Here is a 23,555-nt window from a genome sequence, read left to right as displayed (position 1 = left end):
CGGAGGAAGATAGGACACCAGAATCATCGAAAAAATGATTACGTAAATGAAATGATCGATCTGAAATATCGATTGCACATATATGGCCAAAACACCTACAAGTAAGGGACCCAAGATATAAGATAGGAAAATCAAAAATGCCTTCCAGAGTTTTTCCGAATAGACGAAACACAAACGAATCAGTGTAAAGACTAAGGATCCAATTATCAAGGGGAAGCCATATAACATCATGAGAAAGGATGCCTCTAAAGAACCAGATTCCGGGAGTCTAATATTGGATTCAAGTACCTTTAGCATGCATAGAGTAAAGACTACCGGTGCATACAAGCCTAAAAGCCTAATTCCTCGACGATTCATGTTGATTGCAAGAAAAATTGAGGGCAAAGAAACTAATAAAAGAAAAACTAAGTATAGAGCCATTATTCACATCCCTTAAAACGCTGTCGTTTCTTCTAAGGTAAACTTGACATTATCCTCGATCCACTTGCGGCGTGGTTCGACCTTGTCGCCCATAAGGACATTGACACGGCGTTCGGCGCGGGCTAGGTCTTCGATGGTGACACGGATGAGGGTGCGAGTGTCTGGATTCATGGTGGTCTCCCAGAGTTGATCGGCGTTCATTTCACCGAGCCCCTTGTAGCGCTGAAGCATGGCACCCTTGCCAAACTTGCGGCGCAGGTCATCCAGCTCACCATCGGTCCAGGCATACTCGACAACTTCGCTCTTGCCCTTGCCCTTGGACATCTTGTAGAGAGGGGGCAGGGCGATATAGACACGGCCAGCCTCGACCAGCGGGCGCATATAGCGATAGAAAAAGGTCAGCAGCAAGGTCTGGATATGGGCACCGTCGGTGTCCGCATCGGTCATGATGATGATCTTGTCGTAGTTGGCATCCTCAAGGGTGAAGTCTGTCCCAACACCCGCTCCAATCGTGTAAATCATGGTGTTGATTTCTTCGTTCTTGAGAATGTCAGCCATCTTAGCCTTAGCAGTATTGATAACCTTACCGCGCAGGGGCAGGATGGCTTGGAACTTACGGTCACGGCCTTGCTTGGCAGAGCCACCGGCAGAATCTCCCTCGACCAGATAGAGTTCGTTCTTGGCTGGGTTCTTAGACTGGGCTGGAGTCAGCTTACCAGAGAGCAAGCCCTTGTCTTTTTTATTCTTCTTGCCATTTCGACTTTCGTCACGCGCCTTGCGGGCCGCCTCTCTGGCATCTCTGGCCTTGATAGCCTTGCGGATAAGGTTAGATGCCAATTCACCATTTTCCATTAGGAAGAAGGTCAACTTATCAGCCACAATCCCATCCACAACTGGACGAGCTAGTGGGCTTCCAAGTTTGTCCTTGGTCTGACCCTCAAACTGGAGGTGTTCTTCAGGCACCAGAATAGAAAGAACGGCTGCTAAACCTTCACGGTAATCTGAACCTTCAAGATTTTTATCTTTTTCCTTGAGGAGCCCCGTCTTACGCGCATAGTCGTTCATGACCTTAGTAATGGCTGACTTGAGTCCTGTCTCATGCGTTCCACCGTCTTTGGTGCGGACGTTATTGACAAAGGACAGGATATTGTCAGAGTAGCCGTCGTTGTACTGGAGAGCCACCTGAACTTGGAAGCCGCTCTCCTCGCCCTCGAAATAGAGGACAGGCGTCAGGGTTTCCTTGTCTTCGTTGAGATAGCTGACAAAGTCTTCGACCCCATTCTCATAGTGAAACTCTACTTCTTCGCCAGTCCGCGCATCGGTCAGCGACAGGCGGACATTCTTGAGCAGGAAGGCTGATTCCTTAAGCCGCTCCGCAATGGTGTTGTACTTAAAGTCCGTCGTTGAAAAAATCGTATCGTCCGGCATGAAGGTCACCTTGGTTCCAGACTTGGACTTAGGCGCGGTGCCGATTTTCTTGAGCGTGGTGACAGGTTTTCCGCCATTTTCAAAGCGTTGCTTGTAAACAGCCCCGTCGCGCGTAATTTCCACTTCCAGCCAACTGGACAGGGCATTGACAACAGAGGAGCCTACACCGTGGAGACCACCCGAGGTCTTATAGCCACCTTGGCCGAACTTCCCTCCAGCGTGGAGAACGGTGAAGATGACCTCAACCGTGGGAATGCCCATCGCGTGCATGCCGACCGGCATTCCGCGTCCATGGTCAGCGACGGTCAGACTGCCGTCTTTGTTGATGGTCACATCGATCCGGTCACCAAAGCCTGACAGGGCTTCATCGACTGCATTGTCCACAATCTCCCAGACCAGATGGTGGAGCCCCGCTCCGTCGGTCGATCCGATATACATCCCCGGACGTTTGCGGACAGCATCCAACCCTTCTAATACCTGAATGGCATCGTCATTGTAATTGTTAATATTGATTTCCTTTTTTGCCACAAGGAACCTCCTGCATGATAGTCATCCTTATTATCTTACAAGTTTTTGATAAATTTTGCAAAGCTTTTTTCTACAAAATACCCTTTAAAGACCGATAGAATCTGGATTTTAAGTGATTTTGGAGAAAGGCAGCCTAGCTGCAAGCGTCAGACTAGACAATTCACTTAAAATATTCTTATCATAGTCCTTTGTCCAAGTTCCAAATCATGGTATAATAAAATCATGATGAACACGATAATTGGATTATTACTAGCATATTTACTGGGCTCCATTCCGACAGGTCTGTGGATTGGACAGATTTTCTTTAAAAAGAACCTCCGCGAATACGGTAGTGGCAATACCGGCACGACCAATACTTTCCGGATTTTGGGTAAGACGGCCGGCACTGCCACCTTTACCATTGACTTTTTCAAAGGTACACTGGCAACGCTGCTGCCGCTTTTCCTACATATTGAAGGGATTTCACCACTGATTTTTGGCCTCTTGGCTGTGATTGGACATACCTTCCCAATCTTTGCTGGCTTTAAGGGTGGCAAAGCCGTAGCGACTAGTGCAGGAGCTGTTCTGGGCTTCTCACCCGCTTTCTTTGTCTATCTGATATTGGTCTTTGTGACAACCCTCTATCTGGGAAGTATGATTTCCCTCGCCAGTGTGATTTCTGCAAGCGTGGCTATCCTGTCTGTCTTGATTTTTCCTGCTTTAGGCTTTATCCTACCTAGCTATGATTTCCTCTTTACCCTGATTATCATTCTCTTAGCAGCTATTATCATCCTTCGCCATCGGGACAATATCCAGCGAATTCGAAATAAAACCGAAAACCTAATCCCTTGGGGCATCAACCTGACCAAGCAAAATCCAAAAAAATGAGAGGGGGACAGAAATCGGTAATTCGTTAGAATTCGATTTCGTCGTCCCACCTCCGCACAGTTGAGTAGGGCTGTAAAAGCTGATGAAATCAGCGTAGTAGAGCCCACTCAACCACTGCGTCTTGCTCGACAATTCAAAAAAACAATTGAGAGGCTAGGACTTTTGTCCCAGCCTCATTTTTTTAATCTTTTTGAGTTTTTTTCAGGCCTGCTGCACCCAGCATTCCAAATACCAAGCCAAACATAGAAAGAAGGAAAGGATTCTTGCTTCCTGTTTTCGGAAGAGTTCCTTGTTTGCTTGCTAGTTCTGTCGGACGAACCTGTGCTGGAGCTTGATAGGTTGCCTTATTTGCTACTGGCTGAGCTGTATTTGGCTTCTCAACAGAAGGTTCTTCTTGTGGTTTTGTCTCAGGCACAACTGGATGATTAGGTTGGCTCGGAACCACTAGATTGCTTGGTCTTGTTGGAACTGTTGGATTAGTTGGGTTAGTAGGATTTGCTGGGTTAGTAGGATTGGTTGGGTTTGCTGGATTGCTTTGTCCAGGCTTAGAGGCAGCATCTTTTGGATCAGTACCCTGCTGGATTTCCTCGATATCTGTGTAACCATCTCCATCTGTATCCTTGCTAGCAGACATAGAAATCGTGCGAGAATTTGGATTAATTGCTGCATAGGCTGTCAAATCTGCACTTTCCAGATATTCTGCAAAGGCCACGTCCATAGACGGCCCTTCCTCACGCGCACCACCCAGCATGGTATAACCATCACCACCTGCTGCTAGGAAGTCATTGGTTGTCAGGTAATAGGTCTTAGCCAAGTCAAGGGCTTCATAAGCACCTGTTTCTTTGTTTTTGATTTCAATGCGAAGGATCCGTTTCTCTGCTGGCAGAGTTGTGTCATAGTAAACTTTAGCACCAGAAACTTGCAAGAAACCGCCACTTGGCTCTAGCAATGGTTGACCGTTTTCATCCAAGACAGGTTTTCCATCTTTTTCTTGCAGGATTGAGCCCAAAGATTTGGCAAACATGTCTGCGATATTCTGACCTGTTACCTTGATTTGTGAAATGGTATTTCCAAATGGCAATACAGCGATGACATTTCCCTTTGTGATGGGTTTGTCTTTGGCAATGGTTTCCCGTAGGCCTCCACCGTTGGTCACAGCCAAGTCTGTTTTGTTAGCAAAGCCTGTTTGGCCATATTTGTAGAGGGCATCGGCTACCACATTTCCCAGATTGGTTTCTCGAACGCGGACATTTTCACGGTCACCGTTAAGCTCAACAGGACTATTGGCTACAATTACCTTGGCATTTTCTGCATCGTATTTTTCCTTGATCTTCTTGACCATCTCTGCTACAACTGGGTCTGGACTAGCTTTTTTAGCTGTTGCAGCTGGGATTTGCTGAGGATTGCCCAGAAGTTGGTTGGCCTTGAAAGTAACTTTACCGATATTATGCAAATAACTACCAGTCTGGTTGTAGGTTACATTTTCACCATAAGTAGTGGACTCTACTGTGTGAGAATGGCCGTCAATCACTGTTACGCGCTTGCCCTTCAGCTTGGCATTTTTAGAAAGGGCTTCAGCCAAGGTAGAGCCGCGCCATTCAACCGGTGTCGTAGTATCCACACCCAAGTGAGCCAGAACGACATAGTTTTTGTAAGTCTTGCCTTCAGCTGCTGCACGCGCTTCAACTTCGTCAATCACCCGATTAACCTCTGTGATTGGATCCGCGAAAGTCACACCTTGAATATTTTTGGGGTGAGTTTTTGTGGCTGTCTCAGGAGTGGTGACCCCGATCACGACAAATTCATCACCTTCTACATTTTTATCCTTGTCCACGATAGTTGATGCTTGGAACACACGGGCATTGTTGGCATAAGTATTAGCACTGAGAAGTGGGAAATTAAGGATTTCTTTATATTTTTTAGCCTCATCCAAACCAAAGTCAAATTCATGGTTTCCGACCGCCATAGCATCATAGCCGATTTCATTGAGGATCTTCGCGCGTTCTTCCCCTTTGGAGCTATTAGAAATTGGTAGGCCTTGGAAAGCATCTCCTGCATCTACGACTAGCGTTTGAGGATTTTTCGCACGTTCTTCCTTGATAACCGTTGCAAGTTTGGCATCTCCGATAACACCTTTTTCTTCGACGATACGACCGTGCACATCGTTTGTATGAAGAATGGTAGCTTCAGGCAAGCTTGCGTCAGACGCTCCTGATACATCTTGAGCATTAGCTGCGATGGCCGCATTGACGCTAGCTTCATCAGCAGAAACTCCACCTGCTTGTGCCAAATCCGTTTCAGCCGGTTTTTGAGCTGGTTCGTTCACATTTGCCACAGCAGTTGCTGGCTGAACCTCATCCGCAGCAACTTGATGGTCCAAAAAGGCAGGTGCTAACAGAACCGTTGACAAAACAGGTAAAATAAGATGCTTCTTTTTCATAAATAAAAGCTCCAGTCTATGTTTTTTCTACTATTATACTGTTTTTTTTGTAAAAAGGAAATGCTATTTCAGGCTAATCTTTTTTCTGATAAAAAAACGTTCCAAAATGAAATGGAACGTTGATTTTCTATGAATATCTGCTAGGCTTGGAAGACGATTTCTCCATCGCAGATAGTATATTTGACTTGACCTTTCAGCTCTTCGCCAACAAAAGGTGAATTGGCTGCCTTGGAGGCAAAATGATCGGAGACCAAACGGTCAGCCTTAGGATCGAAAATAGTGATGTCAGCTGGGCCTTCTTCGGCTAGAAAACCAGCATTAAAATCATAGAGAATAGCTGGATTGACCGTCATCTTTTCTAAGAGCTCCATGAGGCTAAGATGCCCTGCCTCCACCAGATAGGTCAGCCCTAGAGAAAGCGAGGTCTCAAGGCCAGTCATACCAGAAGGCGCTTTAGTGATGTCTTCAACATTTTTCTCATCAGCGTGATGTGGAGCATGGTCCGTTGCAATGACAGAAATGACACCAGACTTGAGCCCTTCGATAACCGCCAGACGGTCCGATTCTAAGCGCAGAGGCGGATTCATCTTAGCATTGCTGCCCTTGGTCAATAGCAGAGCTTCCGTTTTAGAGAAATGCTGAGGTGCTGCTTCAGCGGTGACTTGAGCTCCTAGCTTCTGAGCGAATTCCACCACCTTTACACTCTCAGCCTTGGACAAATGCTGGATATGCACATGAGCCTTGGCATCATAAGCAATCATAACATCGCGGGCAACCATACTGTATTCTGCAACACCTGTCGCGCCACAGATATGAAAATGCTCTTTGGCGATATGCTCATTGAAACCGAGGATGCCGTTGAGATTGGGATCTTCCTCGTGCAAACTGATAAAAGTATCATTTTTACGTGCTTCGATCAGGGCTTGGCGGACAATGCCAGCGTTGGTCAGCGGAATACCATCATCTGAGAAGCCAACCGCACCAGCTGCCAAGAGACCTTGAAAATCTGTCAGATGCTGGCCATCAAAATTCTCTGTAATTGTTGCAACCGACTTGATATGGATATTTTCCCGACTAGCCGACTCCAGTACTTCTTTCAGAGTTTCAACCGTAGAGATAGTCGGATTGGTATTGGCCATCATAACAACTGTCGTAAAGCCACCTGCTGCTGCTGCCAAAGCCCCCGTATGAATATCTTCCTTATGAGTCTGGCCTGGCTCCCGGAAGTGAACGTGAATGTCGACCAGACCGGGGGCAACGACCAAACCACTAGCATCTAGGACTTGGGCATCAGCCGCTTCCAGATTTTGGCCAATTTTGACAATTTTCTTGCCCTCCACCAGCACATCGCACACTTGATCCAGACCAGACTTAGGGTCCATTACACGGCCATTCTTGATTAGTAGCATTTTGTATCTCCTTTATTCGTAAAAATCGACCTGCGTGTCGAGCAGTTTATCACCATCATAAACAAATTTGGCTGAAAAGAAGGGCTTATCCTCCAGTAGCCACTCAACAAAGGTATGATCTCCTTCCCAAGTCGGCTTTGAAAGAACCTGATCGTAAGGCACCCATTCCAAAGTCCCTTCATTGCAGTCAATCAGTTCCCCCTCAAACTCCGTCACCTTGAAAACATAGGTGTACCAATCCAAGTCGGGAGTGAATTCTGGAAAAGTAATAACACCTTTTAGGACAGGCTTTGCCTTTAGTCCTGTTTCCTCTAGAATCTCTCGTGCCGCGCATTCCTGCGGGGTTTCTCCACGCTCTAGCTTGCCACCGACACCAATCCACTTCCCAGCGTGAACATCGTTAGGCTTTTTGTTGCGATGCAACATAAGAAACTCCCGGCCATTATCGATATAACAAATCGTTGCTAACTGAACCATACTACCTCCTAAGCTAACCAATCGATAGGTTCCAAGCCTTTAGCCACCAGAAAATCATTAGTCCGTGAAAAAGGTTTACTACCAAAGAAACCACGATACGCAGACAGTGGACTTGGGTGAGCTGACTCGATTATCAAATGTTGGGAATTGCTAATCAGGGCTTTTTTCTTGCGGGCGTAAGATCCCCAGAGTATAAAGACAACTGGATCGGTCTTTGAATTGACGACCTTGATAATAGCATCTGTAAAAGGCTCCCAGATTAAGCCAGCATGGGCATTGGCCTGGCCAGCAGGCACTGTCAGACCGGCATTGAGCAAGAGAACACCTTGCTGAGCCCAGGAAGTCAAATCATGCGACTCTTTCACTCCGATATCGTCTGCCAGTTCTTTGAGAATATTCTGCAAAGAAGGCGGAGCCGGAATGTCATCGGGTACAGAAAAACTCAAGCCCTGTGCCTGTCTCGGTCCGTGGTAGGGATCCTGCCCTAAAATAACCACCTTGACATCCGCTAAATCTGTCGTCTGAATTGCATTAAACACCTTTTCCCGAGGTGGGTAAATGGTCCCAGAAGCATACACTTCATCTAAAAAATGATTGATTTTTGCAAAATAACCTTCCGGCAGCTGTTCCTTAATCAAAGCATGCCAAGCTGAATGCTGCATATCTGTCTCCTTACGTCTCGATTTCACGAACTTGTTCATCTAGCTCTATGGCCGGATAATGGTCAGCTAGATAAGTTCTAAAGCGACTCCAATTTTTCTCTTTGTACTTAAGTGGCATAAACTGTTCCCTATAGTCTTGATTTCTGACAATAAGGAAGAACTTCGGCGGCAAAAGAGACTTGCTTTTCTTGCCCTTGTATCGACTATATTTCTGATATTTATTCAAGAAAATCTGCCAAATTTGAGAATCCATCTTCCTAAAACAGAAATAGTTATGATAAGTAATGAGGCAATTCTTATAAATCAAAAGCTTTAATTCTTTGTCATGAAAGTCAGCCTCCTCTTCTATTGTTTCAAAATCAGGAGTTGGAGATAATTCCTCCGTCATTCTTTTAAGATATTTTCTATGCCTGCTGATATGCTCAGTTAATTCAAGAAATCGAACAAAAGCGTAACCAGAAATAATAATTCCACAAACAACCTCTACAAAAGCACTTTTTCTCTCGCTCTTACTTGCTTCTTCCCATACAAATCCACTTCCTATATAATTCAAATAGGAAAAAGCAAAAACAGTCAGCAAGATCAAAAGTAATAGAAAGAAAATTTTATATATAAAATTTAAAAATAAACTTCTCTTTATCATAATATTTTAGAGATAACCTCCTTGGAACAAAGCAATAAGCATTTTCTTTTTTTATCTAATCCACCTAAGTGCTCTTCTTAGTTCTGTGGTGCCATTTTCTAGAAAACAAGAACCATGGGCTAGGATGATTTTTTCTGGTTGCCAAGCCAGCATTCGCTTCAAACACTCCTTAGCTTCTTTTTGATGACCGATAAAGGTCATACGGTAGTCAATAGGCGTCTGGCCATCCGGAGCTGCAACACGAACTAACTTATAAACCTTGCTGCGAAAAGGATTTGGAAAACGCTCTGTTTCAAAATTCTCAATCAAATCTGTCAAAATCAAGGCTTGACTGCCCTTGTGAAAAAAGACAACTTCCTCAATATAAGCACTTCCCTTGAAAACCAACTGATCTATCTGGTCTGCCCAAGCTTCAGGAGCCTCATCCGTCAGCTTTTCATCAAAAGAGACTGGTATTTTCTGCTTGGCTGCTCTCTCTTCCACTCCTGGGCTAGACCAAGCAATTGCCTCAGGATAACGCTTCTTCCAGTCAGCTATATAAGCATAGTGAATCTTATTAGGTGAAACGAGGTGTGCGACTGGTCCCAAAGCGTCTAACTGGTCAAACAAGGCTTGATTTGTCTGAATTGGTGAATGACACCAGAGCTGGCCATTTGCTAACTTAATAACAGTCATGCGGGTAGAAAAAGGCAGATTTGTCACCACCGCATCCATCTCAATCAAATCACCGTCAACAATCCAGATATTCTCGGCAATAGGCTTCAAGCTATAAAGCGGTTCATAGATAGGAACAGGTCTTTTCATTCTAAAGACTCCTTCTTTCTAGTCCAAAAGCGGAACTTCCCTAGAGCTTGTGGATACTGGGCTAATCCTAGGGCTGACAGAATCAAAATCTGTGGCAAAAACTGAATCAGATAACGGGTCTTGCCTCCCTCAAAAATTTGCAAAAAGAGTAGACCGCCAAAGACTGCCAAGCTTAAGAAATTCAAGGAATCGTTTGGTCGGTATTTCCAAAGGGCAAAGACCAGCCCCAAAGCCATAATAATCCAAACTGCCTGCTTGAGCAGCGAATAAAAACGAAAACTATTCTTATCAGAATTGAGGAAGAAATCACGGATAAACTGGGCGAATGCATTGTCTTTTGTGAACTCATAAAGCGGTGAAATATAAGGTGTCTTTTCATTTTCAACACTGCGATAGAGCCAACCCAAGTTCCCTTCAGCAACCGTCAAAGAGTGTTTATAATATAGGTGCTGTAGAAAGGTCAGCGGAGTGTATTCTTTCAGACGACGCTTGATTTCTTTGATGACATTTTCCTTGGCAAACATACCGTTATTGTAGTCAGCCCGCTTATCAGGTTCCACGTATTGCAAGAGCCCTTCCTTCATGTCTTCCTGATCGTGACCGATATTGGTTAGGCCCAGATTGATGAAAAGTAGTGGCCCTTTGGCCAGTCCTTGGCCTTGGATGATCGGCACTTCTGTCTGGTGAGCCAGACCATAATGAAGTGGAAGGTAGCCTGCCGAAAAGCTTAGAGCAAAGAACGCAGCAGTCAAGAAAAACTTGTTCCAGTTTTGTCGCAAAAACAAAACTCCAAAAACAGCAATCAACAGAATCATCACTGTCGGACGAATCAAAAAGGCAAGACTAGTCAGAATCCCTAATATAAGGCTTCTAGAAATGATTTGACGACTATTCCCCTCATTTTCCAACAGACTCAGAGCCAGAAAAATCTGTAGACTAATCAAAGGCAAGGGAGGAATGTCCGTGTACATGGACATGTAGTAAGGAGAAAATCCGACCAAAACCGTATAGAGGCTAAAAACCGCATCTGCTGTAGCCTGCGAAAAGTATCGCTGACAGCCTTTGTAGAGGATCCAAGACGCAATATTGACGTAAAACAGATTGAGTCCCTGCATAATCCAAAGAGCTGCTTCGCCAAAGAGATTAAAGAAGAAACGCTCATAGAGAAAGAGGGGCAGATTATTAGGATTGCGCGTCAGGTAGCTGGAAATAGAGGACTCCTTCAGGTACTTAAAAGCCCCTGTGAAAACCACCGCTGCATCCCGTCGAATCAAAAGCTCAGCCGATAAGAGCATGATGAGCTGAAAAAGGAGAGCTGCTAAAGCAATGGCAAGCTTGTGCCTCATCAAAAAATGATAAAACTTTTTAAGCTGAAGCCGATAGCGATTCGCTAAGATTGCCAAGACTCCAAACAAAATCAGAGCCAAGCTACTCAACTGCGACACATGAAAAATAGCTGTAAACAGCCAATGAAGACTCAATACCAGCATGATTTTTTGTAGAATCAAAAAAGTGATATGATAAATCTTAGACATGGCTTTATTATAACAAAATCAGGCACTTTTTGCTATTTTAAAAAGTGGGCAGAGGCCAAGTAAATCCTAAAAAAGAGACAGGAACATGCTAGTCCCGCCTCCTCGTACCTTCTTAATTTTGCCAGTTTTCTTGATCGTCTTTGAACTTCTTCAGCAAAGTCAATCCTTCTGCATTGATGTAGCCTTCTTGCTCAGCCAAATGGATAAGCTCTGTGTAGTTTGACAAGGTCACCAACTTCACGCCCGCATCTGCAAAGTTCTTATCCGCTTTTGGCAATTCGTAGGTGAAGATAGCTGCAGCACCAATCACATCTGCTCCTTCACGCTTGGCTGCCGCGATAGCATCCAAAACAGAGCCACCAGTGGAAATCAAATCTTCAATCACAACCATCTTTTGACCAGGAGCCACTCGGCCTTCAATCTGATTGCCCGCTCCGTGATCTTTTGGTTTGCTACGGATATAGGCAAAAGGCAGATTCATCTTGTCGGCAATGATAGCACCGTGAGGAATACCCGCCGTTGCCGTGCCCGCAATCACTTCCACTTCAGGAAATTCCGCACGGATTTTTTCGACAAAGCCATTTTCGATCAAAGTCCGAGTCTCTGGGTAGGCCAAAGTCACTCGATTATCTGTGTAAATCGGTGATTTAATCCCAGAAGCCCAAGTAAAAGGCTCCTCCGGTTTCAAGTAAACTGCTTTGATTTTCAACAAGTCACGTGCAATATCGTTGGCTAAAGTCATTTTTCACTCCTTATAAATCTGTTTTTAAGCTATTCGTTTCGTTGACGGTTTCATTTGAAATTCTTACTTAGCTATCCCACTGTTTCTTAATTTCGTGATAGGCGTCCCAAGGATTTTCAGCCTGAATAATCGGACGACCAACTACAATATAATTGCTGCCAATCTGGTGGGCTTCCTGCGGTGTCATGACCCGCTTTTGGTCACCGATTTCAGCACCTGCTGGCCGGATACCCGGCGTCACGCAAAGAAAATCGTCCGCCGTAGCTGCCTTGATGAGCTCAACTTCCAAGGCCGAGCAAACAACCCCATCCAGTCCAGCTTCCTTGGCTTTGCGGGCATAATTAACAACCGACTCCTGCACAGTTGTTTGGATATTTTGGCAGTCGCGCATATCTTCTTCACTGGTCGAAGTCAACTGGGTCACCGCTACTAGCTTCGCATTGTCACCGAGGACCTTTTTAGCCTCCCGCATCATCTCAACGCCGCCAGCCGCATGAACCGTCACCATGTCAACCCCAAATGTTCCCAAAACAGACATAGCTGAACGCACGGTATTAGGGATGTCGTGCAATTTCAAATCGAGGAAAATACTATGTCCCAAGCCTTTCAGATAATGCACAATTTCTGGACCAATGGCATAAAAGAATTCCATGCCGATTTTGACGTACAGCTTTTCATCTTCAGGAAAATGCTCCAGAAAGTTTTTGACATCATCAAAAGATGGAAAGTCTAGGGCGATAATAGGACGTTCTTCACGCATACGGTTCTTCTCCTTGCTTTGTACTAACTATAAAGATGATTACAATCATAGAAAAAACCTTGCCCGAGAGCAAGGTTACACGAAAATGTGGCAAAATCTGCCATTTTAAACGTATGCGCCTTAGAGCCTCTCTGGACTTCTTTAAAGGTTTTATCTTAAACATTCTATAATTTACTGGGAAGTTTGTCAAGAGAAAATCGAGCTTAAAGTAAATTTTCTCTGACTTCTTTTCTCAAGCTTTCTAGGTTTTCAATGCCGTATTTATCCATGACTTGCGGCAAGTTTCCTATAATGTTGGGGCAGGCATACGGATCGGTAAAATTCGCCGTCCCGACTCCGATAGCTGATGCACCGGCGATAAACATCTCTAGCGCTGCCTCTGCCGAGTCAACTCCGCCCATACCAATAATTGGCAGTTTGGTAAACTGCGCAACCTGACGAATCAGCTTGAGCGCCACGGGAAAGACAGCTGGACCAGACATGCCTCCCGTTCCATTGGCAATGATTGGCCGCTTCGTTTTCAAGTCGAAACGCATTCCCACCAGGGTATTGATCATGGTCAGACCACTCGCGCCCGCATCTTCAGCCGCCTTGGCCACTTGGGTAATGTCTGCTACACTGGGGGTCAATTTGACATAGACTGGGACTTGAGAGGCAGCAACTGCTGCTTTTACCGCTTCATAGGCTAGCTCAGGGACTTGTCCGATTAAAAGCCCCGCATTGCCATGGTCCACATTGGGGCAGGAAATATTTAGCTCAATCGCTTTGACATTAGGAGCTTGGGAGATTTTCCCAGATACATAAGCATATTCTTCATTGGAGAAACCAGCCACATTGGCAATAATCGGCAAGTCTGGATAGTGCTGAGCCAGCCAAGGAAGTTTTTCAGCCAAAACGGCATCGACACCTGGATTTTGGAGGCCGATAGCATTGAGCATGCCAGCTGGCGTCTCAGCCACACGGGGCGTTGGATTGCCAAAGCGGGGATGTTGCGTCGTCGCCTTGATCATAATAGAGCCCAGTAGATCCAAATCATAGTATTTGGCATACTCTTGACCGAAGCCAAAACAGCCTGAAGCTGGAATGATTGGATTTTTCAGCTCTAATCCTGGCAAAGAAATTTTCAAACGATTTTCAGTCATTTCCTTATCCTCCTAAAGCACAATGGTCCCAGTCTCAAAAACTGGACCGTCTTCACAAACCCGCTTATTGACCGCTTCATCCTGACCTGCTACATGAACGACGCAGGCATAGCAGGCACCCATGCCACAAGCCATCCGAGACTCCATCGATAGATAGGCATGGGGATGATCATGAAATTTTCGATCCACATACTGGAGCATACCGGGCGCCCCACAAGAATAAACCGCAGCAAACTCTTCTGTCAGCTCATCGACAATGGTTGATACATAGCCCTTTTGACCATAAGTACCATCATCTGTAGTGATAAACAACTGACTGCACTCACGAAATTCTTCTTCCAAAATAACCGCAGATTGATTGGCAAATCCTAATACTGCTGTAACGTGGACTCCCTTGGCATACAGTTCTTTCGCTGTTTGCAAGAGAGGAGGCACACCGATACCACCACCAATAATCAAGACCTTGTCGCCCTTTTCTGCCGGAGACAAATCAAAGCCATTTCCCTGAGGTCCCATGACATCAAGATAGCTACCGACAGGAAGCTGAGAGAATAGGGCCGTCCCACCACCTTCGACCCGATAGATAATCCGGCAGATATCTTGCTCTCGGTCAATCTCCGATATGGAAATCGGGCGTCGCAGAAGCTTGCTATCATCTGGTACTCGGATATGCAGGAATTGCCCAACCTGCATCTGTCTCACCATCTGGCCTTTCAGGCGCATCGAAAAAATCTGAGGCGCAATTTCTACTTGCTCCAGCAGCTCCATCTGCTCCAGCATAATCTTGCCAAATCTCTTTTTACAACTGTCACTAACCATGACAACCTCACTTTCTACAAGAAAAAACCTCGCCGCAGCAAGGTTTTGCAAAAAACGAGGCAGTCAAATTGCCCCTTATACCGTTTTTCCTACCTTGCAGCCTCACTGGACTTGATTAAAGGTTGAATTTAAAATATTTTACAACTTAAACCGTGTTTTGTCAATGCTAATATGATAAAATAGACCTATGAGAATTCAACAATTACACTACATTATCAAAATCGTCGAGACCGGCAGCATGAACGAGGCTGCCAAGCAACTTTTTATCACCCAGCCTAGCTTGTCCAACGCTGTGCGAGATTTGGAAAATGAAATGGGCATCGAGATTTTCATTCGCAATCCCAAAGGAATTACCTTGACCAAAGACGGCATGGAGTTTCTTTCCTATGCCCGTCAGGTAGTTGAGCAAACTCAGCTTCTAGAGGAGCGATACAAAAATCCTGTCGCCCACCGCGAGCTTTTCAGCGTCTCTGCCCAGCATTATGCCTTTGTGGTCAATGCCTTTGTCTCCCTGCTTAAAAAAAGCGATATGGAGAAATACGAACTCTTTCTGCGGGAAACTCGGACTTGGGAAATCATTGACGACGTAAAAAACTTCCGCAGCGAGATCGGTGTCCTCTTCCTCAACAGCTATAACCGTGATGTCCTCTCTAAAATGCTGGATGATAGCCATCTGATTGCGACCCACCTCTTCACAGCTCAGCCCCATATCTTTGTCAGCAAATCCAATCCGCTGGCCAAGAAAAAGCTGGTACAACTGTCGGACTTGGAGGATTTCCCTTATCTCAGCTATGACCAAGGGACTCACAATTCCTTCTACTTTTCTGAGGAAATTCTCTCTCAGGAGCACCATAAAAAATCTATCGTCGTCAGCGACCGTGCAACCCTCTTTAACCTTTTGATCGGTCTGGACGGCTACACGATTGCGACCGGTATTCTCAACAGCAACCTCAACGGCGACAATATCGTCTCTATCCCACTGGACATCGATGACCCGATCGAGCTGGTCTATATCCAGCACGAAAAAGCTAGCCTGTCCAAGATGGGCGAGCGCTTTATCGAGTACCTGATTGAGGAAGTACAGTTTGATAAGTAAAGTAAAACACCTGAAACAAGCATCCAATGCTCACATCAGGTGTTCTTTTTTATTGTCGTAATTTGCCCAAAACTTCCCCTATCTTTCCTTCGATGACGAGGTCAGCTTGCTTGTCCTGTGGAATGCTGGTCTTGTTGATAACGACCAGATGCTTGCCAGCAAAGTACTGGATGAGACTGGCTGCGGGATAGACGACCAAGGAGGTACCTCCGATGATCAGCAGGTCGGCTTGATGAATGGCCTGCGCGGCTTGCTGGAAAGTCTCCATATCCAAAGACTCTTCATAGAGGGTCACATCAGGCTTGATCATGCCGTCGCAGTCAGGGCAGTAGGGCACCGTTCCAGGCAGAGCTAGAAATGCCTCCAAATCGTAAAATCGCTGACAGTTTAGACAGAAATTTCTATCCGCACTGCCGTGCAACTTGAGGACATTTTTTGAACCAGCCATTTCGTGCAGGCTGTCAATATTTTGCGTCACCACAGCCTTGAGCTTGCCGGTCTTCTCCAGATGAGCCAGATAGGCGTGAGCCGCATTGGGCTTGGCATCTGGATAGAGTAGATATTTCTTGTAAAAGTCGAAAAACTCCTGCGGATAGCGCTCAAACATGGTATGCGAAACCAACTGCTCTGCCGTAAAATGCCGACCTAGCTTAACACTATAAATCCCATCCGAACTGCGAAAGTCAGGGATATTAGACTCGGTCGAGACACCCGCCCCACCGAAAAAGACGATATTCTGACTTTGGTCAATCATGTCTTGCAACTGCTGTATTTTATCCATTTTCCTCTCCTGTCAATAAAGCTCTAACCAAGCGGTTTACCTCATCAAAATAAAAATGGTCCCGATCGTAGACAATCCCTGTAAAGCGCGCCAAATCTACCAAAATCTCCATGAAATACTGGGATGAAAAGCCGGTTGTCCGATATAATTCTGCCTCATCAAAGGGCTTAATCAGATGAGCCAGCGGATTTCGGACTGACTTTTCCAATTCCCGCAGCTGTCTGACCTCTTCCTTGACAGACTCTGGCAGATCCAAATGCAAAATCAACTCTGTCAGACTAGATGAATTGACCGTGCTTTCCGCATGAAAGACCTGTAAGGCAGCATAATCCGACTCTCGCATCCGTTCAAACTTCCAGCGGTCATAGCTGGCTTCACGAGAATTATGGATAAAGTGCTCAATATCAGGAATTTCCAGCTTGATCAAGCGCATGAAAATCCGATAAATCGCTGGGCTGACCGCTCGAACGAAATCAATAATCTGCTCATTGCGCAATTTGGCTTCCAAATCATAGAGATAGTTAGCCAACTGCTCGTCAGCCAAATCGGTATGGCAAAAAAGCTGAAAACCGCTTTGCGTCTGCAAGGCAGTCTTCAACTCTTCATCCATGGCTGGCAGAATATTGAGCTCTCTGCGCTCTGCCAGAATAGCCAACAGGCTAGTTACAATCGAGGAACTTCCCATCAACTTCTGCGCCAGTTTATAGGCATAAGCATAGTCATAACGGGAAATCGCAAAGAGAATCTCCTCTTTTAAATCTAGATTCATGCTTAATCAATCAAGGTTTCCAAACCAACCTTCATCATATCAGTGAAGGTATTTTGACGTTCCTCTGCTGTCGTATCTTCGTCAGGATTGACCAAGCTATCAGAAATGGTCATGATAGCTAGCGCATCTACTTGGTGCTGGGCAGCCAGATAGTAAAGGGCTGCAGCTTCCATTTCAACAGCTTTCACACCCCATTTGCCTAGCTCGATATTTTTCTCAAAATAGTTCGAATAGAAAACATCTGACGACAAAACATTTCCGACATGGGTCGTCATGCCCAGATCTTTAGCGATATGATAAGCCTTGTCCAGCAGGTCAAAGCTGGCAATCTGCGGAAAATCATACTGAGGCCAGTCATTGCGGATAATGTTTGAGTTGGTCGCAGCCGCTTGAGCTAAAACCAATTCACGAACGTGAACATCTGCATTGAGCGAACCAGCCGTTCCCACACGAATTAGCTTTTTCACACCGTAGTCCACAATCAACTCACGCGCATAGATAGAGATTGACGGCATTCCCATGCCCGTTCCCATAACAGAAACCCGCTGACCCTTGTAAGTACCAGTGTAACCAAACATGTTCCGTACTTCGTTAAAACAAACAGCATCTTCAAGGAAATTTTCTGCAATAAACTTAGCACGAAGCGGATCACCCGGCAAGAGAATTTTATCAGCAATCTCACCTTGTTTAGCAGCAATATGGATAGACATAATTTTATGATACAAAGAGCGACAAGAAAACGACTGAAAATTAGGAATCTGACGAGAAATCCTGATTTCTCAGTCAGATTATTTATTTTCCGAGTTTTCCGCTCGTGTTCAAATCTGAACGCTTCGCTCTACCTTTCCTTCGTTTAATATTTTATTTTCTTACAATTCAGCAAGAATGGCTTTAAGTAGTCGTTTGAAATCACCTTTGACACGCTCTGTCACTTCAACCACTTCCTCGTGATTAAGCTCTTCTTGGAATCCAGCAGCATGATTGGTAATGCATGAAATTCCGAGAACTTTCAAGCCTGAATGGGCAGCCACGATCACTTCGGGAACAGTAGACATGCCAACTGCATCTGCTCCGAGCGTCTTATAAGCACGGATTTCTGCTGGTGTTTCGTAAGTTGGACCGGTAACACCAATATAGACACCGTCATCCAGCTTAATGCCAAGCTTATCAGCGACTTGATGAGCAGTTGCACGATATTCTGGTGTATAAGATTTAGACATATCAGGAAAACGTGGACCAAATTCATCCAAGTTTTCACCGATCAAAGGATTTTGACCTGTCATGTTGATATGGTCAGTGATGGCCATAAGCGTACCAGGGCCATAACCGATACCACCGGCAGCATTGGTCACAATAACACCTGTCGCACCGAGAGCCTTCATCACACGCACTGGGAAAGTAACGATTTCTAAAGGATTTCCTTCATAGAAATGGAAACGGCCTTGCAGTGCCAAAACTTTGCGGCCTGCCAAGTCTCCATAGACTAATTTCCCAGCGTGACCAACGACAGTTGAGCGACCCCAGTTTGGAATGTCCGCATAGTCAAGACTAACAGCATTTTCAATTTCAGAAGCCAATTCTCCCAAACCAGATCCCAGAATCAAGCCAAACTCAGGTTCTGTCATGCCTTTTTCTTTCAGAAAGGCGGCCGTTTCTTTGATTTTCTCAGATAATGTTGTCATAAAATATTTTCCTCACTCTCTTACGCTTATACCAATTTGTCCAAGAAGCTTTCACCAATCATGGCCTTGTCGACACCGAAATTGTCAGCGATGGTTGCTGAAATATCCGAAAAATGTCCGACAGGCAAGTGACCATTCCCCTTGAGGGATTTACCAAAGACCAAGAGCGGAATGTACTCACGAGTGTGGTCTGTCCCAGCATAGGTCGGGTCATTACCGTGGTCAGCAGTAATCATGAGTAAGTCGTCTTCACGCATGTTTTCAATGATTTCTGGCAAGCGAGCGTCAAACTCTTGCAGACAATCACGGTAGCCATGCGGATCACGACGGTGACCATAAAGAGCATCGAAGTCTACCAAGTTGGTAAATGAGAAGCCATACTTGAAATCCTCAGACTGAATAGCCTTGACCAAATTGTCTACACCATGATTATTGGACTGGTTGTGGCCCATGTCGTGGTTGATACCTGCACCGTTGAAGATGTCGTTAATCTTACCAACTGAATAAGTATCAATACCAGCTTCATTGAGCTTGTCCAAAACAGTTGGCTCAAATGGAGAAACTGCATAGTCATGGCGATTGGCTGTACGAGTGAAGTTACCTGGCTCACCCACATAAGGGCGAGCGATGATCCGTCCCAGAAGCGCAGGTCGTTCCAAGGTGATAGAGCGAGCGTATTCGCAGATACGATAGAGCTCATCTAAAGGAATAATCTCCTCATGAGCCGCGATTTGAAGCACTGGATCTGCAGAAGTATAGATAATCAATTCGCCAGTTTCCATCTGACGAGGCCCGAAGTCGTCAATAACTGCCGTGCCAGAATAAGGTTTGTTCGCCTCACGAATAACTTTACGGCCAGAAAATTCTTCAATTTTAGTCAAGATTTCCTCTGGGAAGCCGTTCCAGAAAGTATCAAAAGGCTCAGTAATGTTCAGACCCATGATTTCCCAGTGGCCTGTCATGGTGTCTTTACCTAAAGAAACTTCTTCCAATTTAGTATAGTAACCACTTGGATTTTCCTCAGCTGGTACAGTTTTCAAGGCTTGCTCACGCTCGATATTGCCCAAGCCCAGCTTAGCCATATTTGGCACATCTAGACCGACTGCTTTAGAAATATGTCCCAGCGTATCGGAAGCTCCATCTGGCACCCCTGCATTAACAAAATTGTTAGCATCTGGTGCCGCCCCAATTCCGACTGAGTCCATAACGACTAAGTGAATACGATTAAATTTTGACATGAAAACCTCTTTTCTAGTTATTTGCTTCTAAAATGTTTACGCCACCTTGACCAGCGACGATCACCTTGTTGACCATTTGTGCGAAAAGGCCGTGCTCAACAACGCCCACGATATGATCTAATTCTCGGCCAAATTCGACTGGATTTTCGATTACACCTAAATCTAGATCAATAATGAAATTCTGCATATCCGTGATAAAACGTTTGCCATTTTTTTCACGGAAACTTGGCTTGTAGCCTGCCTCTACAAAACGACGGAAAACTTGGTCTGCACCATATTGCACTACTTCGACTGGCAGCTTGAAAGCACCTAGCTTTTGAACCAATTTGCTTTCATCAACCACCCAGATATAGTCCTTGGTAGGTGTCGCAACAACTTTCTCCATCAGCAGGGCTCCGCCTCCGCCTTTGATGCCGTTGAACTGAGGATCCACTTCATCAGCTCCATCAACGGTCACATCGACCTGATCCACTTCATCAATGGATTTCAGCGGAATGCCCAAGCCTTCTGCTTGCTTGCTAGTCACGCTAGAGGTGGTGACTGCAGTAATCTGCAAGCCTTCCTCTTTGATACGTCGACCAATTTCCTCGACAAAATAGTAAGCAGTCGAACCTGTTCCCAGACCGACCACCATCCCGTCTTCGACAAATTCAGCAGCCTTGATGCCTGCTAGTTTCTTTAGAGTTTCCATAGCACCTCCTCAAATCAACTGTGTTTAGTATATCACAATTCTTTGAAATTTGAAAGTGTTTTCAGCTCTTTAAACGGTTCATCGCACTTTAACAGTGCTCCATTTCACGAAAATCTCCTTAAAATCTTGCTCCTAGTTCTATTTTACGCTACAATGAAGATAGGCAAATTACTAAAAGAAATACATATTTCAAGTAGTAAGCTATAGAAAATCTGAGGAGGTTGTTATGATGCAGCAAGAAAATAAAGTTTTAGGTATTTTAGCCATTGTCTTTGGAGCAATCGCTTTACTTGGCTCCTGGATACCAATCATCAATTATCTATCTTTTTTTATCGGTACTATTGCTCTTATCCTTGCTATTATCGGTCTCATTATTAACCAAAAGAAACCGAAAACTTTGGCTATAATTGGCTCTGTCATTTCCTTTTTCTCCTTAATTATAGCACTGGTCACTCTATCATTCTATTCCCGTATGTTCAATGAAATGGGAAAAAGGTTTGATACTCTTTCGAGCTCTTATCGTTCCTATATTGATTCGTCAGAAAGAGAAGAAGAGAAGGAAAAAGAAGAAAGTACGACGTTTACATGGACAAAAGCAGAATTTGATGCACTCAAAGAGGGCGATATTTTGAAAAAAGGTGCAGGCGGAACAAAATACGACGACGTCATTCGCGACCACGGCAAACCAACTGACGAAACCACTTCCACTGTCAGCGGCTCTGAATTAAAAACCATCACCTACTTACCAGGAGGGAGCAAATATCAAGCCGTCATCCTAACTTTTTCAAAAAACGAAGACGGTTCTTTCCTACTGACTAGCAAGATAGGAACAGGTCTAGAATAACATAAATTTCCTACCCGACAGCTGTTTTTCTTTTATGAATATTGGTAAAATCAAGGAAGAAACTCTAGCCATCAATCTCATTTTACTAAGGCACAAGGATTTAACTACCACTTTCCCACTATACTTATTAATCAATGCAAAGCAAGGACAAAATGATGCACAAGTCTCAAAAACTTTTTGGGTGAATTTTGGGCGGAATATTAGAAAAAGCTTGTTATATAAGCCATTTGAAAGGATATACATGATAACACGAGAATTTGATACCATCGCTGCGATTTCGACCCCTCTTGGGGAAGGAGCCATCGGTATCGTCAGACTAAGCGGGACGGACAGCTTTGCTATTGCACAAAAAATCTTTAAAGGCAAGGATCTAAGCAAAGTGGCCAGCCACACACTCAACTATGGTCATATCATCGACCCTCAAAATCAGGAGATTCTAGACGAGGTCATGGTCGGGGCCATGCGCTCTCCCAAGACTTTCACGCGCGAGGACATTATCGAGATCAACACCCACGGCGGAATTGCGGTCACCAATGAAATCCTGCAGCTGGCTATCCGCGAGGGGGCTAGACTTGCAGAACCTGGTGAGTTTACCAAGCGGGCCTTTCTCAATGGGCGCGTGGATTTGACTCAGGCTGAGGCTGTCATGGACATCATCCGGGCCAAGACCGATAAAGCCATGAACAATGCTGTCAAGCAGCTGGACGGCTCTCTTTCCGACCTTATCAATAGCACCCGCCAGGAAATCCTCAACACACTGGCTCAGGTCGAGGTCAATATTGACTATCCTGAGTACGACGATGTTGAGGAAGCAACGACGGAAATCATTCGTGAAAAAACACTTGAATTCGAGCAACTTCTGACCCATCTTCTCAAAACTGCGCGACGCGGCAAGATTCTGCGTGAAGGGATTTCCACTGCCATCATCGGTCGACCTAATGTTGGTAAATCCAGCCTGCTTAACAACCTTCTGCGTGAGGACAAGGCCATTGTGACCGACATCGAGGGAACAACTCGTGATGTGATCGAGGAGTATGTCAATATCAACGGCGTACCGCTTAAGCTCATTGATACTGCAGGGATTCGGGAAACGGATGATCTTGTGGAGCAGATTGGCGTTGAGCGCTCTAAAAAAGCCTTACAGGAAGCTGATTTGGTTCTCTTGGTTCTCAATGCCAGCGAGCCTCTGACTGACCAAGACCGCCAATTGCTTGAAATCAGCCAAGACAGCAATCGCATCGTCCTACTTAACAAAACTGACCTTGAAGAGAAGATTGAACTAGACCAGCTGCCAGCAGATGCAATCAAGATATCCGTTCTCCACAACCAAAATATTGATAAAATCGAGGATCGCATCAACCAGCTCTTCTTTGAGAATGCTGGAATTGTCGAGCAAGACGCCACCTATCTGTCCAATGCCCGTCACATCTCTCTCATCGAAAAGGCTGTTGAAAGCCTGCAAGCCGTCAATCAGGGACTGGAACTAGGCATGCCTGTGGATCTCCTCCAAGTCGATCTGACCCGCACTTGGGAAATCCTTGGTGAAATCACTGGTGACGCTGCGCCAGATGAGCTTATCACCCAGCTCTTCAGCCAATTCTGCCTAGGAAAATAATATGGGAATCACAGAGTTTATCAAAGCAGAAAATCTAGGCGAATACCTAGAAAACTGAAAGAATGGACAAGTCAGAGAGCGTATCCAAAAACGTAGCTGGCTGGAGGTTCTTCTTCACAAAGCCCGCACCACCAAAATAAATCCTGAAAATCACCAAAAAGCG

General features: G+C 45.2%; 22 protein-coding genes. 4 read left to right on the top strand and 18 right to left on the bottom strand.

From position 1 onward, the window contains the following. Positions 1 to 432 precede the first annotated feature (432 nt). A complete protein-coding gene (gene parE, locus D8793_RS05275) occupies positions 433 to 2,376 on the bottom strand; it encodes a DNA topoisomerase IV subunit B (protein WP_125371048.1) in 1,944 nt (647 codons plus the stop codon). 222 nt (positions 2,377 to 2,598) lie between these two features. On the opposite strand from parE, the gene plsY reads away from it, so the two are divergent. Next, on the top strand, positions 2,599 to 3,243 hold the full coding sequence (plsY, locus tag D8793_RS05270) for a glycerol-3-phosphate 1-O-acyltransferase PlsY (RefSeq protein WP_125371047.1): 645 nt from the start codon (positions 2,599 to 2,601) through the stop codon (positions 3,241 to 3,243). Between the two features lie 181 nt (positions 3,244 to 3,424). On the opposite strand, the gene nt5e is transcribed toward plsY, so the two are convergent. The 11 genes from nt5e to D8793_RS05210 form a co-directional block, all read right to left on the bottom strand. Then, positions 3,425 to 5,683, bottom strand: coding sequence for a cell surface ecto-5'-nucleotidase Nt5e (nt5e, locus tag D8793_RS05260; protein ID WP_125371046.1), 2,259 nt, complete (start codon positions 5,681 to 5,683; stop codon positions 3,425 to 3,427). A gap of 140 nt (positions 5,684 to 5,823) precedes the next feature. After that, on the bottom strand, positions 5,824 to 7,092 hold the full coding sequence (locus D8793_RS05255; RefSeq protein WP_125371045.1) for a dihydroorotase: 1,269 nt from the start codon (positions 7,090 to 7,092) through the stop codon (positions 5,824 to 5,826). Between the two features lie 12 nt (positions 7,093 to 7,104). Next, positions 7,105 to 7,569, bottom strand: a complete 465-nt coding sequence (locus D8793_RS05250) for an NUDIX hydrolase (protein WP_002904550.1) — start codon at positions 7,567 to 7,569, stop codon at positions 7,105 to 7,107. Between the two features lie 8 nt (positions 7,570 to 7,577). Further along, positions 7,578 to 8,231 carry a uracil-DNA glycosylase gene (locus D8793_RS05245; protein WP_125371044.1) on the bottom strand — a complete coding sequence of 218 codons (654 nt, stop codon included), beginning with the start codon at positions 8,229 to 8,231 and terminating at the stop codon, positions 7,578 to 7,580. Between the two features lie 10 nt (positions 8,232 to 8,241). Beyond that, a complete protein-coding gene (locus D8793_RS05240; protein WP_125371043.1) occupies positions 8,242 to 8,874 on the bottom strand; it encodes a hypothetical protein in 633 nt (210 codons plus the stop codon). Positions 8,875 to 8,925: 51 nt separating this feature from the next. Then, positions 8,926 to 9,678 carry a DUF4336 domain-containing protein gene (locus tag D8793_RS05235; RefSeq protein ID WP_125371042.1) on the bottom strand — a complete coding sequence of 251 codons (753 nt, stop codon included), beginning with the start codon at positions 9,676 to 9,678 and terminating at the stop codon, positions 8,926 to 8,928. Further along, on the bottom strand, positions 9,675 to 11,213 hold the full coding sequence (locus tag D8793_RS05230) for a glycosyltransferase-like membrane protein (protein ID WP_125371041.1): 1,539 nt from the start codon (positions 11,211 to 11,213) through the stop codon (positions 9,675 to 9,677). Before D8793_RS05230 ends, D8793_RS05235 begins: the two co-directional genes overlap by 4 nt. Positions 11,214 to 11,325: 112 nt before the next feature. After that, positions 11,326 to 11,955: an orotate phosphoribosyltransferase gene (pyrE, locus tag D8793_RS05225; protein ID WP_125371040.1), complete on the bottom strand. Its 630-nt coding sequence runs from the start codon at positions 11,953 to 11,955 to the stop codon at positions 11,326 to 11,328. Between the two features lie 67 nt (positions 11,956 to 12,022). Then, positions 12,023 to 12,715 (bottom strand): orotidine-5'-phosphate decarboxylase, encoded by a 693-nt coding sequence (pyrF, locus tag D8793_RS05220; protein WP_125371039.1) that lies wholly within the window; start codon positions 12,713 to 12,715, stop codon positions 12,023 to 12,025. A gap of 203 nt (positions 12,716 to 12,918) precedes the next feature. Beyond that, positions 12,919 to 13,857, bottom strand: coding sequence for a dihydroorotate dehydrogenase (locus tag D8793_RS05215; RefSeq protein ID WP_125371038.1), 939 nt, complete (start codon positions 13,855 to 13,857; stop codon positions 12,919 to 12,921). 12 nt (positions 13,858 to 13,869) lie between these two features. Continuing rightward, on the bottom strand, positions 13,870 to 14,676 hold the full coding sequence (locus tag D8793_RS05210) for a dihydroorotate dehydrogenase electron transfer subunit (RefSeq protein WP_125371037.1): 807 nt from the start codon (positions 14,674 to 14,676) through the stop codon (positions 13,870 to 13,872). A 187-nt stretch (positions 14,677 to 14,863) separates the two neighbouring features. On the opposite strand from D8793_RS05210, the gene D8793_RS05205 reads away from it, so the two are divergent. Continuing rightward, positions 14,864 to 15,772, top strand: coding sequence for a LysR family transcriptional regulator (locus tag D8793_RS05205; RefSeq protein ID WP_005589634.1), 909 nt, complete (start codon positions 14,864 to 14,866; stop codon positions 15,770 to 15,772). Between the two features lie 49 nt (positions 15,773 to 15,821). Here D8793_RS05205 and D8793_RS05200 read toward each other — a convergent pair whose 3' ends face one another. The 6 genes from D8793_RS05200 to rpiA form a co-directional block, all read right to left on the bottom strand. Continuing rightward, complete coding sequence (locus D8793_RS05200; RefSeq protein ID WP_125371036.1) at positions 15,822 to 16,553, bottom strand: NAD-dependent protein deacylase; 732 nt, start codon at positions 16,551 to 16,553, stop codon at positions 15,822 to 15,824. Then, positions 16,546 to 17,322 carry a Gbs1250 family HEPN protein gene (locus tag D8793_RS05195; RefSeq protein WP_125371035.1) on the bottom strand — a complete coding sequence of 259 codons (777 nt, stop codon included), beginning with the start codon at positions 17,320 to 17,322 and terminating at the stop codon, positions 16,546 to 16,548. The genes D8793_RS05200 and D8793_RS05195 overlap by 8 nt, the downstream gene beginning before the upstream one ends. Before the next feature lie 2 nt (positions 17,323 to 17,324). Beyond that, a complete protein-coding gene (gene deoD, locus D8793_RS05190; protein WP_015604594.1) occupies positions 17,325 to 18,032 on the bottom strand; it encodes a purine-nucleoside phosphorylase in 708 nt (235 codons plus the stop codon). Between the two features lie 159 nt (positions 18,033 to 18,191). Further along, positions 18,192 to 19,004 carry a purine-nucleoside phosphorylase gene (locus D8793_RS05185; protein WP_125371034.1) on the bottom strand — a complete coding sequence of 271 codons (813 nt, stop codon included), beginning with the start codon at positions 19,002 to 19,004 and terminating at the stop codon, positions 18,192 to 18,194. A 26-nt stretch (positions 19,005 to 19,030) separates the two neighbouring features. Continuing rightward, positions 19,031 to 20,242 (bottom strand): phosphopentomutase, encoded by a 1,212-nt coding sequence (locus D8793_RS05180; protein WP_125371033.1) that lies wholly within the window; start codon positions 20,240 to 20,242, stop codon positions 19,031 to 19,033. Between the two features lie 13 nt (positions 20,243 to 20,255). Continuing rightward, positions 20,256 to 20,933 carry a ribose-5-phosphate isomerase RpiA gene (rpiA, locus tag D8793_RS05175; RefSeq protein WP_125371032.1) on the bottom strand — a complete coding sequence of 226 codons (678 nt, stop codon included), beginning with the start codon at positions 20,931 to 20,933 and terminating at the stop codon, positions 20,256 to 20,258. A gap of 229 nt (positions 20,934 to 21,162) precedes the next feature. Between rpiA and D8793_RS05170 the strand changes: the two genes are divergently transcribed. Both D8793_RS05170 and mnmE read left to right on the top strand, forming a co-directional pair. Continuing rightward, on the top strand, positions 21,163 to 21,777 hold the full coding sequence (locus D8793_RS05170; protein WP_125371090.1) for a CD20-like domain-containing protein: 615 nt from the start codon (positions 21,163 to 21,165) through the stop codon (positions 21,775 to 21,777). A gap of 241 nt (positions 21,778 to 22,018) precedes the next feature. Then, entirely contained in the window at positions 22,019 to 23,392 is a 1,374-nt protein-coding gene (gene mnmE / locus D8793_RS05165; protein WP_125371031.1) for a tRNA uridine-5-carboxymethylaminomethyl(34) synthesis GTPase MnmE, read from the top strand. Positions 23,393 to 23,555 lie beyond the last annotated feature (163 nt).

Source organism: Streptococcus cristatus, assembly GCF_003943465.1.
In the GTDB taxonomy this organism is placed as follows: Bacteria; Bacillota; Bacilli; order Lactobacillales; family Streptococcaceae; genus Streptococcus; species Streptococcus cristatus_C.
The sequence above is the reverse complement of the archived record's forward strand: the minus strand, read 5'-3'. Positions and strand labels throughout refer to the sequence as shown.

Coding starts and splice junctions, on each gene's coding strand:
- D8793_RS05240 (WP_125371043.1), bottom strand. CDS start 8,874: ATGATAAAGAGAAGTTTATTTTTAAATTTTATATATAAAATTTTCTTT.
- D8793_RS05195 (WP_125371035.1), bottom strand. CDS start 17,322: ATGAATCTAGATTTAAAAGAGGAGATTCTCTTTGCGATTTCCCGTTAT.
- mnmE (WP_125371031.1), top strand. CDS start 22,019: ATGATAACACGAGAATTTGATACCATCGCTGCGATTTCGACCCCTCTT.
- plsY (WP_125371047.1), top strand. CDS start 2,599: ATGATGAACACGATAATTGGATTATTACTAGCATATTTACTGGGCTCC.
- pyrF (WP_125371039.1), bottom strand. CDS start 12,715: ATGCGTGAAGAACGTCCTATTATCGCCCTAGACTTTCCATCTTTTGAT.
- deoD (WP_015604594.1), bottom strand. CDS start 18,032: ATGTCTATCCATATTGCTGCTAAACAAGGTGAGATTGCTGATAAAATT.
- D8793_RS05180 (WP_125371033.1), bottom strand. CDS start 20,242: ATGTCAAAATTTAATCGTATTCACTTAGTCGTTATGGACTCAGTCGGA.
- D8793_RS05250 (WP_002904550.1), bottom strand. CDS start 7,569: ATGGTTCAGTTAGCAACGATTTGTTATATCGATAATGGCCGGGAGTTT.
- D8793_RS05235 (WP_125371042.1), bottom strand. CDS start 9,678: ATGAAAAGACCTGTTCCTATCTATGAACCGCTTTATAGCTTGAAGCCT.
- D8793_RS05170 (WP_125371090.1), top strand. CDS start 21,163: ATGCAGCAAGAAAATAAAGTTTTAGGTATTTTAGCCATTGTCTTTGGA.
- D8793_RS05200 (WP_125371036.1), bottom strand. CDS start 16,553: ATGGATAAAATACAGCAGTTGCAAGACATGATTGACCAAAGTCAGAAT.
- D8793_RS05210 (WP_125371037.1), bottom strand. CDS start 14,676: ATGGTTAGTGACAGTTGTAAAAAGAGATTTGGCAAGATTATGCTGGAG.
- rpiA (WP_125371032.1), bottom strand. CDS start 20,933: ATGGAAACTCTAAAGAAACTAGCAGGCATCAAGGCTGCTGAATTTGTC.
- D8793_RS05230 (WP_125371041.1), bottom strand. CDS start 11,213: ATGTCTAAGATTTATCATATCACTTTTTTGATTCTACAAAAAATCATG.
- D8793_RS05215 (WP_125371038.1), bottom strand. CDS start 13,857: ATGACTGAAAATCGTTTGAAAATTTCTTTGCCAGGATTAGAGCTGAAA.
- D8793_RS05255 (WP_125371045.1), bottom strand. CDS start 7,092: ATGCTACTAATCAAGAATGGCCGTGTAATGGACCCTAAGTCTGGTCTG.
- D8793_RS05205 (WP_005589634.1), top strand. CDS start 14,864: ATGAGAATTCAACAATTACACTACATTATCAAAATCGTCGAGACCGGC.
- pyrE (WP_125371040.1), bottom strand. CDS start 11,955: ATGACTTTAGCCAACGATATTGCACGTGACTTGTTGAAAATCAAAGCA.
- D8793_RS05185 (WP_125371034.1), bottom strand. CDS start 19,004: ATGACAACATTATCTGAGAAAATCAAAGAAACGGCCGCCTTTCTGAAA.
- D8793_RS05245 (WP_125371044.1), bottom strand. CDS start 8,231: ATGCAGCATTCAGCTTGGCATGCTTTGATTAAGGAACAGCTGCCGGAA.
- nt5e (WP_125371046.1), bottom strand. CDS start 5,683: ATGAAAAAGAAGCATCTTATTTTACCTGTTTTGTCAACGGTTCTGTTA.